We start from the raw sequence: 15,411 nt of genomic DNA, 5'->3' as shown, positions 1-15,411 counted from the left end.
CATTATTGTTCGGAGGGGCGTTCAGCTGCGTCCTGGCGCTGTCGGTTTTGCCAGTCGGCATCTTCGAAATGCGGTAGATCAGAAGGCGCCAGCGGCGCCCGCCCGAGGATTATGTCCGCCGCTTTTTCCGCCACCATGATGGTTGGCGCATTGAGGTTGCCGTTCGGCAGCGTCGGGAAGATGGACGAATCCACAACGCGCAGGCCCTCAAGCCCCCGCACTTTGGCTTCAGGCGTAACCACGGCCATATCGTCCACCCCCATCCTGCAGCTACAGGAGGGATGGTAAGCACTTTCCACATTCTGCCGGACAAAGGCGTCGATCTGGTCATCCGTCACAATATTGGCCCCAGGCTGGATTTCATTGCCGCGGTATGCGTCGAAAGCGGGTTGGTTGATGATCTCCCGCGTCAGCCGCACGCACGCGCGGAACCCTGCGATATCATCTTCATGTTGCAGATAATTGAACCTGATGGCCGGGGCGTCCTCAGCCCGGGCGGAAAGGGCCTTCACGGAGCCCCTGCTCTTGGGTTTATTGTGGCCGACATGGACCTGGAAGCCATGGCCATTAAAGGCGGATTTGCCGTCATACCGGATTGCAGCCGGCAAGAAATGATACTGGATATCAGGCCAGGCAACCCCTGCTTTCGACCGGATAAACCCACACGATTCAAAGTGGTTCGTGGCCCCGAGACCACGTTTGGTCAGGATCCATTCAGCGCCGATCAAGCCCTTGCTGAACCAATCGAGCTTGCCGTTGAGCGTGATGGGCTCATTACATTCATATTGAAAATAAAATTCGATATGGTCCTGCAGGTTTTCACCGACCCCCGGCAAGTCATGTGTGGGGGTAATGCCCGCGTCCTTGAGGGTATCGGGATTACCGATACCGGAAAGCTGCAGGATATGCGGGGAGCCGATCGGCCCCGCCGACAGGATCACTTCCCGCCCTGCGGATGCAGATTGTTCACGGCCGTGCTGGGTGAAAACGACCCCTGCGGCCCTTTTGCCATCAAGCAGCAGCCTTTCAACCCGGACGCCGGTCAAAACCGTCAGGTTCGGCCGTTTCATGGCAGGGCGCAGATAGGCGTTCGATGCCGACCAGCGCACGCCGTCTTTCACGGTCATATGCATGGGGCCGAAGCCCTCCTGATTGAAACCGTTATAATCCGGGGTTCCCAGATAGCCCGCTTCAACACCGGCCTTGATGAAGGCCCGGTAGAGCGGGTTCTGCATTTCATTGCCGTTGTTAACCGCCAAAGGGCCATGATCGCCGCGGTATTCATCACCCCCGAAAGCCCAGGTTTCAGCCTTTTTGAAGTAAGGCAGGCAGTGGGCATAATCCCAGCCTTCGGCGCCTTCTTGCGCCCATTCGTCGAAATCACGGGCGTGACCGCGCACATAGACCATGCCGTTGATGGAGGACGAGCCCCCGAGCACTTTACCGCGCGGGCAATGGAGGCGCCTGCCGTCAAGCCCTGGCTCAGGCTCGGAATAATATTGCCAGGCGTATTTCTTGGTGTTCATCGGGATCGACAGCGCCGTCGGCATCTGGATGAAGATGCTTTTGTCCGACCCACCGGCTTCCAGAAGCAGGACAGAATACTGCCCGCTTTCGGTCAAACGATTTGCAAGAACGCAGCCCGCCGAGCCTGCGCCGACGATGATAAAATCATATTTTTTTGCCATCAGAACGGGCTTTCGACCGGGGTCATGCCGACATAGACGGCCTTGAGCTGGGTATAGGCCTTGATCGTCTCAAGCCCATTTTCCCGCCCGATACCGGACTGTTTATAGCCGCCGACAGGCATTTCGGCTGGCGATGCGCCATAGGCATTGATCCAGCAGATCCCGGCCTGAAGCCGATGGATCACCCTGTGGGCGCGCCTGATATCCTTGGTGAAGACGCCAGCGGCCAAGCCATAATGGGTGTCGTTGGCGCGGGCAATCACCTCGTCCTCATCATCGAAGACCAGAACCGACATGACCGGCCCGAAAATCTCTTCCTGTGCGATTGTCATGGCATCCGTGCAATCGGCGAATACCGTCGGTGCAACGAAATAGCCGCCTTCGCAGCCGTCTGGCGACACGGTGTTGCCGCCGGTTATCAGACGGGCGCCCTCAGCAATACCTTTGGCGATATAAGCGAGGACCAGATCCCGGTGTTTTTCAGAAATCAACGCCCCAAGATTGGTTCTTTCATTCCCTGGATTACCAATAATTACATTGGTTTCTGTTCTTTCTTTAACCCTATTCAGGAAGTCATCATATAGCGACCGATGAACAAAAACCCGTGTGCCGTTGGTGCAGACCTCGCCCTGGGTATAGAAATTGGCCAGCATCGCGGCGGATACGGCTTCTTCCAACTCAGCGTCGTCGAAGATGATGAGCGGCGATTTGCCGCCAAGTTCCATGGTGACATCCTTCAGCGAACTTGCGGCTGCCGCCATGACCTTTTTGCCGGTCCCTACTTCCCCGGTGAAGGAAACCTTTGCGATCCGGTCGTTATGGGTCAGCCACTCACCAATCTCGGCACCGCCCTGAACAACATTGAAAACACCGGCCGGAACACCGGCCTCGATGAAGATTTCCGCGAGCTTGATGGCCCCAAGCGGTGTTTCTTCCGATGGCTTGAAGATCATGGCGTTGCCGCACGCCAAGGCGGGCGCGGCTTTCCAGCAGGCGATCTGAAGCGGGTAGTTCCAGGCGCCGATCCCGGCACAGACGCCGAGCGGTTCCCGGCGGGTATAATAGAAGTCACCCCCAAGGTCCTGTTGGTTGCCTTCTATGGCTGCGGCAAGCCCCGCGAAGAACTCGATGGCATCGGCCCCGGTGACGACGTCAACGGTAGAGGCTTCCTGCCAGGGTTTTCCCGTGTCCGTCACTTCGATCGCCGCGAGCGCATCATTTCTTTCCCGCAGAAGTGAGACGGCTTTCAGGAGGATGCGGCCCCGTTCCACGCCCGGCATGGCAGACCAGACTGCAAACCCCTCCTCCGCGCTTTTTATAGCTTCTTCCAGGACAAAAGTATCCGCAATTTCAACGCTATAGACCACCTTGCCTGTAGCCGGGTTTATCACCGGCAGGGTTTCCCCTGTTTTATTGGCAAGAAAGCGTCCCCCCACGAAATTCTGGTAAATAGGATCTGTCATCAAACTCTTTCATCTTCAAACCACCCTGCCGCCCAACCATGGCAGGTGCCCTATACGGGCCTTAGGGGGTAAATGTTTAACTTGAATGACTATTCAATAAAACCTTTAATCTGGCACAAATGGCCGATCCCGTGGGTTTAGAGCGAATTCGGAGAATATTTAACCTATTTTGACGTTTGTCAGGTTCTTGTCAGCAGCAAATAGGTATGGTCGCGACCATGATGAGAAAACTCGCCATTGCTATCCTGCTGCTGCTGCCTGGTGCTTATGCTCCTGGCGCGATGGCGACCGTGCATCCGCCCGGGCCGGAAAGCAGTGAGCAAAAGCACAGTGTCGACCATCTGACGGCCCGCGCAGCGCTTGACCGCGGCGAGGTCCTGTCGCTTGAAACAGTGCTCGCCATGGTGCGCCCGAAGCTGAAGGACGAGATCGTCGGCATCAAGTTCGAGATGCACCGCGGTATATGGTATTACGAATTCCGCACCGTCGATAAGGCCGGCCACCTGCATTATATCCACGCCAATGCCAAGACCGGAATCATCCAAAAAGTGGAGAACCATCCATGAAGGTTCTCCTCGTTGAAGATGACGACCGGATCGCAAGCGAGGTCGAGCATGCGCTCGTCGAGGCCGGCTATCTTGTCGACCGCACCGCCGATGGCCAGGAAGCCTGGTTCAAGGGCGATGTCGAAGACTATGACGCCGTCATCCTGGACCTTGGCCTGCCGTCGATGGATGGCCTTGCCGTTCTCAAGCACTGGCGCGCCAATGACCGCACCTGCCCTGTCCTGATCCTGACCGCGCGCGGCAGCTGGGCCGAACGGGTGGATGGGATAGACGCCGGTGCTGATGATTACCTGCCGAAACCTTTCCAGATGCCGGAACTGATGGCCCGTCTTCGCGCCATTACCCGCCGGGCAACCGGCCGAACCCAGCCGGTGATCAAGATTGGTCCCGTAATGCTGGACCCGCGCACCATGAAGGTGGACGTGGGTGGCCGTAACCCCAACTTGTCCGCGCAGGAATACCGCCTGCTTGCCTACCTCATGCATCATGCCGGGCGCGTTGTCTCCCAGGCGGAGCTGATCGAGCACCTCTATCCCGGCGATAGCGATACCACCGAAAACACCATCGAGGTGATGGTCGGCCGGGTACGCCGCAAGCTTGGCGCCAATATTATCCTGACCCGCCGCGGGTTTGGCTATGTGGTGGAGGATGAAGCGAAATGAGCTTTCGGTCCCTCCGCCTCCGCCTTCTCATCGCTGCTGCCGCCGCAATCTCGGTTGCGCTGATCCTTGGTGGCTTCGGGCTTGAATATCTGTTCGACCGCCATGTTGAACGCCGGGTTCAGGATGAACTGGCCACCTATCTGCGCCAACTGTCCGGCGGGATCGAATTTGCCCCTGACGGAAGCTTCAGCCTGCGGATGCCGCTGGCGGACCCACGTTTCGACCAGCCTTTCAGCGGTCTCTACTGGCAGGTGGAAGACAATGACCGTGGGCAGGCCATATATTCCCGCTCGCTGTGGGATACCAAGATCGCGCTACCGCCCGACCCGCTTAAAGTCGGCGCCATTCACCGCCATATCCTGCCGGGGCCGGATCACACCACGCTTCTGGTGCAGGAGCGCCGCATCATTATCCCGACGACGAAGGGGGACCGGTCGCTCCGCATGGCGGTTGGCCTTGATGAAGCCGACCTTGTCCAGGCGCGCGCCGCCTTCGCGGCAGAGTTGAAGCCATCAATGGCGATCCTCGGGCTTGTGCTGCTGATCGCTGTCTGGTTCCAGGTCGGCATGGGCTTGAAGCCGCTTGAGGCGGTCCGCCGCGGTGTCATGGCTATCCGTACCGGGGATGCCCGCCGCCTGAGCGCCGACCAGCCGGATGAGGTCAAGCCGCTCATTGATGAAGTGAATGACCTTCTTGAAGCCCAGGAACAAGCCGTGGAACGGGCCCGAACCCGGGCGGGCGACCTTGCCCATGGCCTGAAAACGCCGCTGACCGTGCTACAGGGCGAAGCCCGGCGCCTGCGTGAGCGCGGCCAGGATGAGATAGCCGAGGAAATCGAACGCCTTGTTGATGTCATGCGCCGTCATGTCGACCAGGAACTTAACCGCACCCGGCTTGATGAACGCGGCACCCTTCGCGGTGTCCGCACCCCCTTGAGGGAAATGGCCGAACGCGTTGTCCGTACCCTACAGCGCACGCCCGCTGGCGAAAGTCATGCCTGGCACATCGATATCGCGCCCGACCTTACGGTTCAGATGAACCGTGATGATCTGGTCGAACTGCTGGGCAACCTGCTCGATAACGCCGCCAAATGGGCAACGGGCAACATATGGCTCCGCGCCAATGCGGCGGGGCCTCAACATGTGATGCTTATCGTCGAAGACGATGGCCCCGGTGTTCCCGCCGAAGGCTTGCCCCGGCTGGGGGAGCGTGGTGTTCGCCTGGACGAAGCCGCCCCAGGTAACGGCCTCGGCCTCGCCATCGTGCGGGACATTGTCACCGCATACGGCGGCAGTATTCATTTTACCAATCGCCCCAAGGGTGGCCTCCATATTGACGCGAGGCTGCCATGTTAACCCCTGTTTTAATCCCCTTTCCCCACCGTAGAGGACTGGTTCCTATGTTTTTGAAACATGCAGTTGCAGCATTCCTGCTTTCCGGCGTTGCCGCCGGTATGGCGTCCGCCGCGCCGATTGAGCTTACTCAGGCGCAAATCGACCATCTGGGCATCCGCCTCAAAACGGTGGAAGCCGCCCAGAAAATGTCGCTGAGCACCTTGCCCGGCAAGATTACCGCGCCGATGAACGCTCGTCTCGCGGTGGCTGCCCCGTTTGCGGGCTCGGTCATGTCGCTTGCTGCCCTTGAGGGCAAGGCGGTGAAGAAAGGCGATACCCTCCTGACCATCGCCAGTGGGGATTACCTGACAGGCCGCTCTGAAATGCAGCAGCACAAGGCTGAATATCAAACCGCCAAGGCGGCCGCTGTTCGGCTTCGTAAGCTGGCGAAAGAAGGCATTATCGCCGAAGCCCGTGCCCAGGAAGCCGAAGCCCGCGCCAAACAACTGAAGGCTGCCCTCAATGCCTTGGAACGCCGGCTGTCCCTTGCCGCTGCCGATCCTAAGCAAACGGGTGTTTACCGCCTGACCGCCCCGCGGGATGCGCGGGTTGCCGTGGTGGATGCCGAACCGGGTGACATGGTCGACGCCATGGAAACCGTTGTGACACTTGAAACGTCTGCGGATGCCTGGGTTGAAGCCAAGCTGCCGCCCGCGCTCGTCGGGGCCGTCTCCGAAGGCTATGAGATTTCCGTCGCACCGGGTGACCTCAAGGGTCATGTCATCGCCGTTGGCAAGGTTATCAACCCCAAGACCCACTCGGCCACTGTGCGCGGTGTGCTGGATAGCGCAGGCAAGCTGCCACTTGGCCATGCCGTGCAGGTAACCGTGTTCGCTCCCGCGCCTGATGGCTCAATCGCCGTCCCGCGCTCGGCCATCATTCGGGTCGACGGCAAGGAAACCATTTTCGTGGCAAACGGCAAATCCTTTGATGCTGTGCAGGTAGACGTGCTGGCGCTCGGGGCTGAGATGGCCACCGTGACCGGGCCGGTCAAGCCTGGGGCGACCGTCGCCGTTGCAGGCGTGTCCGCCCTTAAAGCCATCGCGCAGCAGGAATAGAGCCATGCTGTCAAAAATCATAGAATTCGCGCTGTCACAGCGCTTGCTCATTCTGGTGCTCTCGCTTCTCATCGCGGGCGCCGGGGGCTATTCCTTCTCGAAATTGCCGATTGATGCTTTCCCCGATATTTCGCCGACCCAGGTGAAAATCATCCTCAAGGCGCCGGGTATGACGCCTGAGGAAGTGGAACAGCGCATCAATATGCCGCTGGAGATGGAGCTTCTCGGCATTCCGAAGCAGACCATTCTGCGCTCAGTTGCCAAATATGCCATCGCCGACGTCACTATCGACTTCGAGGAAGGGACCGACGTTTACTGGGCGCGTCAGCAGGTCGCCGAACGGCTGGCCGGGGTCATGGATATCCTGCCTGTCACCGTCTCAGGCGGGCTGGCACCGATCTCCACGCCGCTGTCCGATGTCTTCATGTTTACGATTGAAGGCGGCGGCTTAAGCCTTGAAGAACGCCGCACACTTCTGGATTGGACAATCCGGCCCGCACTCCGGACCCTGCCGGGTGTTGCTGACGTCAACGCGCTCGGCGGCCGTGTCCGCACCTTTGAAGTCGTGCCGAACAACGCTGCCCTTCTGGGCGCAGGCCTTACAGTTGCCGACCTTAAAGACGCCATCGAAATGGCCAACCGGAATGACGGGGCCGGCCGCCTTGATGACGGTGAGGAAGGCCTTATCGTTCGGGCCGTCGGCGCAATTCAGACACTGGATGACCTTCGCCAGATCGTCGTGAGCCAGAACCACGGCCATGTGCTTAGGGTGCAAGACCTTGCCAAGGTGCGCTTCGGGTCGCTCACCCGCTATGGCGCCGTTACCAAAAACGGCCAGGGTGAAGCGGTCGAAGGGCTTGTCCTCGCCCTGCGCGGTGCCGATGCCCGTGCTGTTGTGGATGAGGTCAAAGCACGTATCAAGGAGTTGAAGCCCAGTCTGCCGGAAGGCGTGAATATCAACGTCTTTTACGACCGGTCCACGCTGATCGAACGTGCCGTCGGCACGGTTTCCAGCGCGCTTGTTGAAGCCACGGTGCTTGTGGTGGTCCTGCTGCTCCTGTTCCTCGGGAACGTCCGGGCTGCGCTCGTTGTGGCGGTGACGCTGCCGTTCGCCGCCCTGATCACCTTCATGATGATGCGCACGTTCGGTTTGACCGCAAACCTCATGAGCCTCGGAGGGTTGGCAATCGCCATCGGTATGCTGGTCGATGCTGCCGTCGTGGTGGTGGAAAACACGGTCGAGCACCTGGCGCATCATAAGAAAGAAGCCAAGGTCCCTGCCCTCCATAGGGTTTACCGGGCTACCACTGAAGTGGCCGTGCCTGTGGCATCGGGTATCCTGATCATCTGTCTGGTGTTCCTGCCGCTCCTGTCCTTGCAGGGCCTTGAAGGCAAGCTGTTCGCGCCGGTTGCACTGACCATCGTGTTCGCGCTGTCGGGCTCGCTTGTGCTGTCGCTGACGCTGATCCCGGTCCTGTCATCCTTCGCCCTGAAGGCTGGCGCCCATGCCGACCCTTGGCTTATGCGCCAGATCATGCCGCGCTACCGCAAGCTTCTGGATATGGCGCTCAATCGTCCTTCCCCGGTTTATGCGCTTGCCGGCGTCGGGCTTATCGCTGCCGTCATCAGCTATATGGCTGTGGGCAAGACCTTCATGCCCACCATGGATGAAGGCGCGATCCTGTTGCAGACCACCAAACTGCCGTCCGTGAACCTCAACCGCAGCACCAAGGGTGACCTGTCGGTAGAACAGGCGGTCATGAAGGCTGTCCCTGAAGTCACCGGCGTTTATGCGCGCCTGGGCTCGGACGAACTGGGCCTTGACCCGATGGGCCTCAATGAAAGCGATATCTTCCTGACGCTCAAGCCCAAGGAAGAATGGCGCAAGCCGGATAAGGTCTGGCTCACGGACCAGATCCGCCAAGTCATGGACAATTATCCGGGGGTCGATTTCGCCTTTACGCAGCCGATTGAGATGCGGGTATCCGAAATGCTCACCGGTAGCCGCGGAGACTTGGCAATCAAGGTTTTTGGTCCCGATCTTAAAGTATTGGGTAAACTGGCGGGCGAAATCCAGAAGGTCGTCGGCAGCATCAATGGTGCTGCGGAAGTGATGACCGTCGCCAATGACAACGTCCAGTATCTTCAGGTTGGCATCAACAGGCTCGCCGCCGGTGCCGCCGGGCTCAAAATCTCGGACGTTCAGGATGAGCTCCGGGCCCAGCTTGAAGGCACCCGCGCAGGCTATGTCGCCAAACTCAATCGCCGTATCCCGATCCTGATCCGTGGTGAAGGCGATGTCCGTGACCGGCCTGAGGTGTTCGAGAACCATATGATGGCAACCCCGAACGGCGGTATGGTGCGCCTAAGCGATATCGCCCACATCAGTATGCCGGAAGGTGCGGTGAAGATTGACCGTGAAAACGCGTCCCGCTTCGCCGTCATCCAGGCTTATGTCAGCGGCCGTGACCTCGTCGGTTTCGTGCAGGACGCACAGGCGCAGGTTGCCGCTAAAGTACCGCTGCCGCCGGGCTACCGGCTGGTTTGGGGTGGCCAGTTCGAGAACCAGAAACGGGCCGCGGCCCGCCTGGCGATCGTTGTCCCGCTTGCCATCGCGCTTATCTTCCTGGTGCTGTTCGCCACGCTGCGGTCGGTCCGGCAGTCCATGCTGATCCTCGCGAACATCCCGTTCGCGCTGGTGGGTGGCGTCGTTGCCCTGTGGATTTCCGGCCAGTATCTGTCGGTTCCAGCCTCGGTGGGCTTTATCGCCCTCCTCGGGATCGCGGTGTTGAACGGCCTTGTGCTTGTGGCGCACTTCAACCAGTTGATCGCGCTCGGCATGGATGCCCGCTCGGTGGTGTTTGAAGGGGCCCAGCGCCGGTTGCGGCCGGTTCTGATGACGGCCTGTATCACGGCCTTCGGCCTGATCCCGCTGTTGTTCGCAACCGGACCGGGGTCTGAGATCCAGAAACCGCTCGCGATTGTGGTGATTGGCGGCCTCGCCAGTTCGACCCTGCTCACCCTGTTCCTGTTACCGATCCTGTTCCGCCGCTTTGGCGCGGTGCCGGAAGTAACCTCCCTTTCAGTGGAAAGGAGCGACGCATGACCGAAGCATTGTGCAAGCTCGCTATCGTCTGCCCGACTGAGGTCGCGGAAGACATTGTCGATACTCTTCTCGAGCTGGAGCCGTCCCTGCCTGGGTTCACGACCTTTGCGGCGGACGGCCACGGCCAGGATTTCAGCCATGCCTCCGCGCAGGAACATGTGCGCGGACGCATCGGGCGGCGCGTCCTGTGGGCCGTGCTGGCTGAGAGTGATGTGAAGCGTGCGCTTGAGGCGGTGAAAGCCCGCAGCAAGGGCGCCCATGTCATCTACTGGACCGAACCCGTACTCGAATATGGGAGTCTGTGATGAAGATTACCCCTACTATTGTCGGTCTGCTTCTGACGGTTGCCCCGGTGTTTTCACCCGCGACCGCTGAAGACCAAGACGCTTTCCTGCCGCCCTTCGACATGGTGCAGCAGGCGATCAACGAGCATCCCATGGTGAACGCTGCCTCGGCCCGTTTCACGGCGGCGGAGGCTGATGCCCGCGGCCGCCGCGCAGGCCACGATTATACCTTCAGCGGCAGTTACATGCGCCGTGACACGCCGGAAGGCAATTATGGCGAGCTGGACGGTACCCTCAGCCGCGCCATTCGCCTGCCGGGCAAGGCCAAGGCCGACCGCAAGATCGGCGCGCTCGGCATGGAAGTCGCGGAAAATGCCCGCGATGACGCCCGCCATCAGGTCGCCTTGCTCCTGAAGGACCACTGGATGGCTTGGCTTGCGGCCTCGGCTGTCGCCAAGGTCGACCAGGAAGCGCTCGGCACTTACGAGCGCGAGCTCAAGGCCGTGAAGGAGCGTAAGCGCCTCAAGGATGCGGCTGAACTGGACGTGGAAATGGTCGAAACCGCCCTCATGCAGGCCAAGGCCACAGCCCAAGCCAGCAAGGCCAGGGAGCTGGAGGCCAAACGCGCGCTGCACCGTATCTTCCCGGACCTCGCCCTGCCCGCAACCGCCCCGGCCCTGCCGGACCCGACAGAGACCGGTCACACCCGGCGCGAATGGCATGACCTCATCCTGACCCGCAGCCATGAACTCAAGATGGCTGAACAGGAAGCGCAGCGTCAGTTGGCGCTCGCCCACCGGGCCAAGCTCGACAAGATGCCGGACCCGAGTGTCGGTGTCCGTCTGTTCCGTGAACGCGGCGGGACGGAGACCGGCGTGGGTGTCGTCTTCTCGATGCCCTTCGGCATGTCACGCAGGTCAGCGCAGAGTGACTATCAGCGTGCTCAGGCTGTTGCTGCTGCCGCAGAAGCGCAACAGGCCCGCCGTGACCTTGAAGTGTTGGCTGAACGGGACATCACCCGGGCACAAACCGGCCTCGGCATTTGGCAGGATGCCCAATCGGCCGAGAAATCCGGCATGGCCGTCACCAAACGTTTCGCCCGCGCGGTTGAGCTGGGTGAGCGTGACCTGACTGACTATCTGCGCGCGCTCCGCCAGCAGTATGAGCTCAAGCGCTCTGAAGTCATGGCACGGGCGGAAGCGCAGAATGCCACGCTTCAGCTCAAGATCGATTCACACGAGATTTGGGTGCGTCACGCCGAAGGCGAACACGAACACCATGAATAATCTCGTCTAAAGTTTACCCCCCAGGCTGTGACCCGGCACTCTATTCTCCTCGTCCGGGTCACAGCCGACCCCTAATTTCAAAATACAGTCTATGGTTTGACAAGCGTCAAGGTAGCGCCCAGCATTAGCCCGTACCCAAGGATAACGGTGCAAAGGTTAGGGAGGACCCGCCGCCATGACAGCCAGGACAGTTATCCACCAGAAAAACGACCCCAAGTGCCCACCCAATATGGACGATTATGGCGCCGTGCGTGCGCGCTTCACCTGGGAAGGCGCCCGTAGGACGCTCGATGGCCTTGCCGGAGGTGGCCTCAATATCGCTTATGAGGCTGTGGACCGGCATGTCCGCCACGGAAAGGGCGATAAGACCGCCATTCGCTGGCTCGCCAAATCAGGCGAGGTGACAGACATCAGCTATGCGGAGCTCAAGACCCGCACGGCACGTTTTGCGGCTGCGCTTGAAAGCCTTGGCGTCAAGAAAGGCGACCGTGTCTTCGCCCTGCTCGGCCGTGTGCCTGAGCTTTATATCACGGCGCTTGGCACCCTGAAGCGTGGCGCCGTTTTCTCCCCGCTCTTTTCCGCCTTCGGGCCGGAACCGGTGAAAGCCCGTATGGGCATCGGTGAAGGCCAGGTTCTTGTGACCACCGCGCAATATTACCGCAAAAAAGTTGCCCCCATCCGAGCCGACCTGCCCAAGCTCACGCATGTTCTGATTGTCGGAGACGGTGATCTGCCGGAAGGCACCCAGTCCTTCGATGGGCTGATGAAACGTGCCCGTGATGACTTTGAAACTGTCACCACCCAGGAAGAGGACCCGGCGCTCCTGCATTTCACCAGTGGCACCACCGGCAAGCCCAAAGGCGCGATCCATGTCCATCAGGCGGTGGTCGCCCATCACGCGACGGCTGAGCTGGCGCTCGACCTGCATGAAAGCGACATCCTGTGGTGCACGGCGGACCCTGGCTGGGTAACGGGCACCTCTTACGGCATTATCGCGCCGCTCACGATCGGGGTCACCATGATCATCGATGAGGCCGAGTTCGACGCTGAACGCTGGTACAAAACATTGCAAGACCAGAAGGTTACGGTGTGGTACAGCGCGCCGACAGCGATCCGGATGCTGATGAAAACTGGTGCGGACCTTGCCAAAGGCTATGATCTCATGAGCCTGCGTTTCCTTGCCTCCGTGGGGGAGCCCCTCAATGCCGAGGCTGTGCTCTGGAGCAACGATGTCTTCGGCAAGCCCTTCCATGACAATTGGTGGCAGACCGAAACCGGCGCGATCATGATCGCCAATTTCGCCGTGGGGGACGTCAAACCCGGGTCGATGGGCCGTCCCCTGCCCGGCGTCGATGCCGGCATTGTCGACCGGGAGGCCGACGGCAGCCTGAAGGATGTGACGGAAACCGGCGCAGTGGGCGAGCTTGCCCTCCGCCCCGGCTGGCCGTCCATGTTCCGCGGCTACCTGCATGAGGAAGAACGCTACAAGAAATGCTTCGTAGACGGCTGGTACCTGACCGGTGACCTCGCCATGCGTGATGCGGACGGCTATTTCTGGTTCGTCGGCCGTGCCGATGACATGATCAAATCCTCCGGCCACCTTATCGGCCCATTTGAAGTGGAAAGCGCGCTCGTGGAACACCCAGCCGTCGCCGAAGCCGCGGTGATCGGCATACCCGATGAACGGGCGGGTGAAGTGGTCAAGGCCTATGTCACGCTGCATCACGGCTATGAAGCGTCAGACGAGCTGGAGCGGGATATTATGGCCCATGCACGGCGCGCACTGGGGTCCGCTGTCGCTCCACGGCTTATCACCTTTGCCGCCGACCTCCCGAAAACGCGCTCAGGCAAGATCATGCGGCGGCTCCTGAAGGCGCGTGAGCTCGGCTTGCCTGAAGGCGATACCTCGACCTTGGAGACATTTTCATGAGTGCGAAGGATAAGGACCTCAGACCGCATCTCACGCGCGATCACTGCCTTGATCTGATGCGCAATATGCTCCGCATCCGCCGGTTCGAGGAAAAGGCCGCCGAGCTTTACACGCAGGAGAAAATCCGCGGGTTCCTGCACCTTTATATCGGTGAAGAAGCGGTGGCGACCGGTGTGATGCAGACACTGACACCCGAGGACGCCATCGTCGCGACCTACCGCGAACACGGCCATGCCCTCGTCCGCGGTGTGCCGATGACCGGTGTCATGGCGGAAATGTATGGCAAATCAGGCGGGGTCTCCAAAGGGCGCGGCGGCTCCATGCATATTTTCTCGGCCGAGCACCGCTTCTACGGCGGCAATGCCATTGTCGGCGGCGGCTTGCCGCTTGCGGTCGGCCTGGCGCTCGCGGACAAGATGCAGAACCGGCCGAACGTCACCGTCTGCTTCTTCGGGGAAGGCGCGGCCGCTGAGGGCGAATTCCATGAGAGCCTGAACCTGGCGGCGCTTTGGCAGCTGCCGGTGCTTTTCGTCTGCGAAAACAACCTCTATGCCATGGGCACAGCGTTGGCCCGGTCGGAATCCGAAACCGACATTCACGCCAAGGCGGCGAGCTACAAGATCACGTCTGAGGCCGTGGACGGTATGAATGTGGTGGATGTGGAAGCCGCGGCACGGCGCGCGGTTGCTGCCGTCAGGGACGGGAAAGGCCCCTATTTCCTCGAGTGCCGGACCTACCGGTTCCGGGCCCATTCCATGTTCGACCCGCAGCTGTACCGCAGCAAGGACGAGGTGACTGAATGGGAAGAAAAAGGCCCGATCCGGCGCTTCAGCGACTGGGTAACCAAAAGCGGCCTTCTCCATGCGGATGACATTGAAGCCATCGAGGCCGATATCGCCAAGGAAGTCGAAGACGCGGTCGCCTTCGCGGAGGCCAGCCCTTGGGAAGAGGTAGAAACCCTGCTGGAAGACGTGGGAGCGGCATCATGAGCGAACAAGTCACATACCGGGATGCTGTGGGCGCCGCGATCCGGGACGCCATGACGGCAGATGACCGGGTTTTCATCATGGGTGAAGATGTCGGGCGCTACGGCGGCACCTATGCCGTGACCAAAGGCATGATCGAGGATTTCGGCGAAGACCGGGTCCGCGACACGCCGCTATCCGAATCCGGGTTCACCGGGGCTGGTATTGGCGCGGCCCTCGGCGGCATGAAGCCGATCGTTGAGATCATGACCGTGAATTTCAGCCTGCTGGCGCTTGACCAGATCCTGAACACCGCCGCCACCTTCCGCCATATGTCAGGCGGGCAGCTCAATATTCCTGTGGTGATCCGGATTTCAACGGGGGCCGGCAGACAGCTCGCCGCCCAGCATTCCCACAGCCTGGAAAATTGGTATGCCCATATTCCGGGCCTGAAGGTTCTGGCGCCGGCGACCGTGCAGGATGCCTACGCCATGCTGCGCCCTGCCCTTGAGGACCCGGACCCTGTGGTCATATTTGAGCACGTCATGCTCTATGGCCGCACTGAAGCTCTGGACAAGGAAGCGACCGTAGACTTGAGCTCTGCTGCGGTCCGCCGAAACGGCAGCGATATCAGCCTCATCACCTATGGCGGGTCGCTCTACAAGACCCTGGAAGCGGCTGAAAAGCTCGCCGAAGACGGTATCAGCGCCGAAGTCATCGATCTGCGCGTGCTGCGCCCGCTGGATGACGCCACGATCCTCAAGTCCGTCGGCAAGACGCGCCGGGCCGTCATTGTCGATGAAGGCTGGAAGACCGGCAGCCTCGCCGCAGAAGTCTCCGCCCGCATCATGGAAGGCGGTTTCTGGTCACTGGATGCCCCCGTGGGCCGGGTTTGTTCCGCCGAAGTGCCGATCCCCTACCCCAAACACTTGGAAGACGCGGCGCTGCCACAAGTGGACCGCATCATCGCGGCCGCGAAACTGGCGCTGGGGCGCTGAACGGAAGGCTA

Annotated in this window: 12 protein-coding genes; 10 read left to right on the top strand and 2 right to left on the bottom strand. The window is 60.4% G+C overall.

Going from position 1 to position 15,411, the window contains the following annotated elements; genetic code table 11:
• Positions 1 to 2 precede the first annotated feature (2 nt).
• Positions 3 to 1,688 (bottom strand): choline dehydrogenase, encoded by a 1,686-nt coding sequence (gene betA, locus K6118_RS07160; protein ID WP_247119555.1) that lies wholly within the window; start codon positions 1,686 to 1,688, stop codon positions 3 to 5.
• A complete protein-coding gene (gene betB / locus K6118_RS07155) occupies positions 1,688 to 3,151 on the bottom strand; it encodes a betaine-aldehyde dehydrogenase (protein ID WP_247119554.1) in 1,464 nt (487 codons plus the stop codon). Before betB ends, betA begins: the two co-directional genes overlap by 1 nt.
• A 218-nt stretch (positions 3,152 to 3,369) precedes the next feature.
• On the opposite strand from betB, the gene K6118_RS07150 reads away from it, so the two are divergent.
• From K6118_RS07150 to K6118_RS07105, 10 genes are all read left to right on the top strand, one after another.
• On the top strand, positions 3,370 to 3,717 hold the full coding sequence (locus K6118_RS07150; RefSeq protein ID WP_247119553.1) for a PepSY domain-containing protein: 348 nt from the start codon (positions 3,370 to 3,372) through the stop codon (positions 3,715 to 3,717).
• Complete coding sequence (locus tag K6118_RS07145; protein WP_247119552.1) at positions 3,714 to 4,379, top strand: response regulator transcription factor; 666 nt, start codon at positions 3,714 to 3,716, stop codon at positions 4,377 to 4,379. Before K6118_RS07150 ends, K6118_RS07145 begins: the two co-directional genes overlap by 4 nt.
• A complete protein-coding gene (locus K6118_RS07140) occupies positions 4,376 to 5,734 on the top strand; it encodes a sensor histidine kinase (protein WP_247119551.1) in 1,359 nt (452 codons plus the stop codon). The genes K6118_RS07145 and K6118_RS07140 overlap by 4 nt, the downstream gene beginning before the upstream one ends.
• 44 nt (positions 5,735 to 5,778) lie before the next feature.
• A complete protein-coding gene (locus K6118_RS07135; RefSeq protein ID WP_247119550.1) occupies positions 5,779 to 6,831 on the top strand; it encodes an efflux RND transporter periplasmic adaptor subunit in 1,053 nt (350 codons plus the stop codon).
• Positions 6,832 to 6,835: 4 nt separating this feature from the next.
• Positions 6,836 to 9,937, top strand: coding sequence for an efflux RND transporter permease subunit (locus K6118_RS07130; protein WP_247119549.1), 3,102 nt, complete (start codon positions 6,836 to 6,838; stop codon positions 9,935 to 9,937).
• Positions 9,934 to 10,242: a DUF3240 family protein gene (locus K6118_RS07125; protein WP_247119548.1), complete on the top strand. Its 309-nt coding sequence runs from the start codon at positions 9,934 to 9,936 to the stop codon at positions 10,240 to 10,242. Before K6118_RS07130 ends, K6118_RS07125 begins: the two co-directional genes overlap by 4 nt.
• Positions 10,242 to 11,507 carry a TolC family protein gene (locus K6118_RS07120; RefSeq protein WP_247119547.1) on the top strand — a complete coding sequence of 422 codons (1,266 nt, stop codon included), beginning with the start codon at positions 10,242 to 10,244 and terminating at the stop codon, positions 11,505 to 11,507. Before K6118_RS07125 ends, K6118_RS07120 begins: the two co-directional genes overlap by 1 nt.
• Positions 11,508 to 11,682: 175 nt before the next feature.
• A complete protein-coding gene (gene acsA, locus K6118_RS07115) occupies positions 11,683 to 13,437 on the top strand; it encodes an acetate--CoA ligase (protein ID WP_247119546.1) in 1,755 nt (584 codons plus the stop codon).
• Positions 13,434 to 14,426: a pyruvate dehydrogenase (acetyl-transferring) E1 component subunit alpha gene (pdhA, locus tag K6118_RS07110; protein ID WP_247119545.1), complete on the top strand. Its 993-nt coding sequence runs from the start codon at positions 13,434 to 13,436 to the stop codon at positions 14,424 to 14,426. Before acsA ends, pdhA begins: the two co-directional genes overlap by 4 nt.
• Positions 14,423 to 15,400 (top strand): alpha-ketoacid dehydrogenase subunit beta, encoded by a 978-nt coding sequence (locus K6118_RS07105; protein ID WP_247119544.1) that lies wholly within the window; start codon positions 14,423 to 14,425, stop codon positions 15,398 to 15,400. The genes pdhA and K6118_RS07105 overlap by 4 nt, the downstream gene beginning before the upstream one ends.
• Positions 15,401 to 15,411: the final 11 nt, after the last annotated feature.

The sequence above is a fragment of the Kordiimonas marina genome, assembly GCF_023006325.1.
Lineage (GTDB): Bacteria > Pseudomonadota > Alphaproteobacteria > Sphingomonadales > Kordiimonadaceae > Kordiimonas > Kordiimonas marina.
This window is presented reverse-complemented; position numbering and strand designations above follow the sequence as displayed.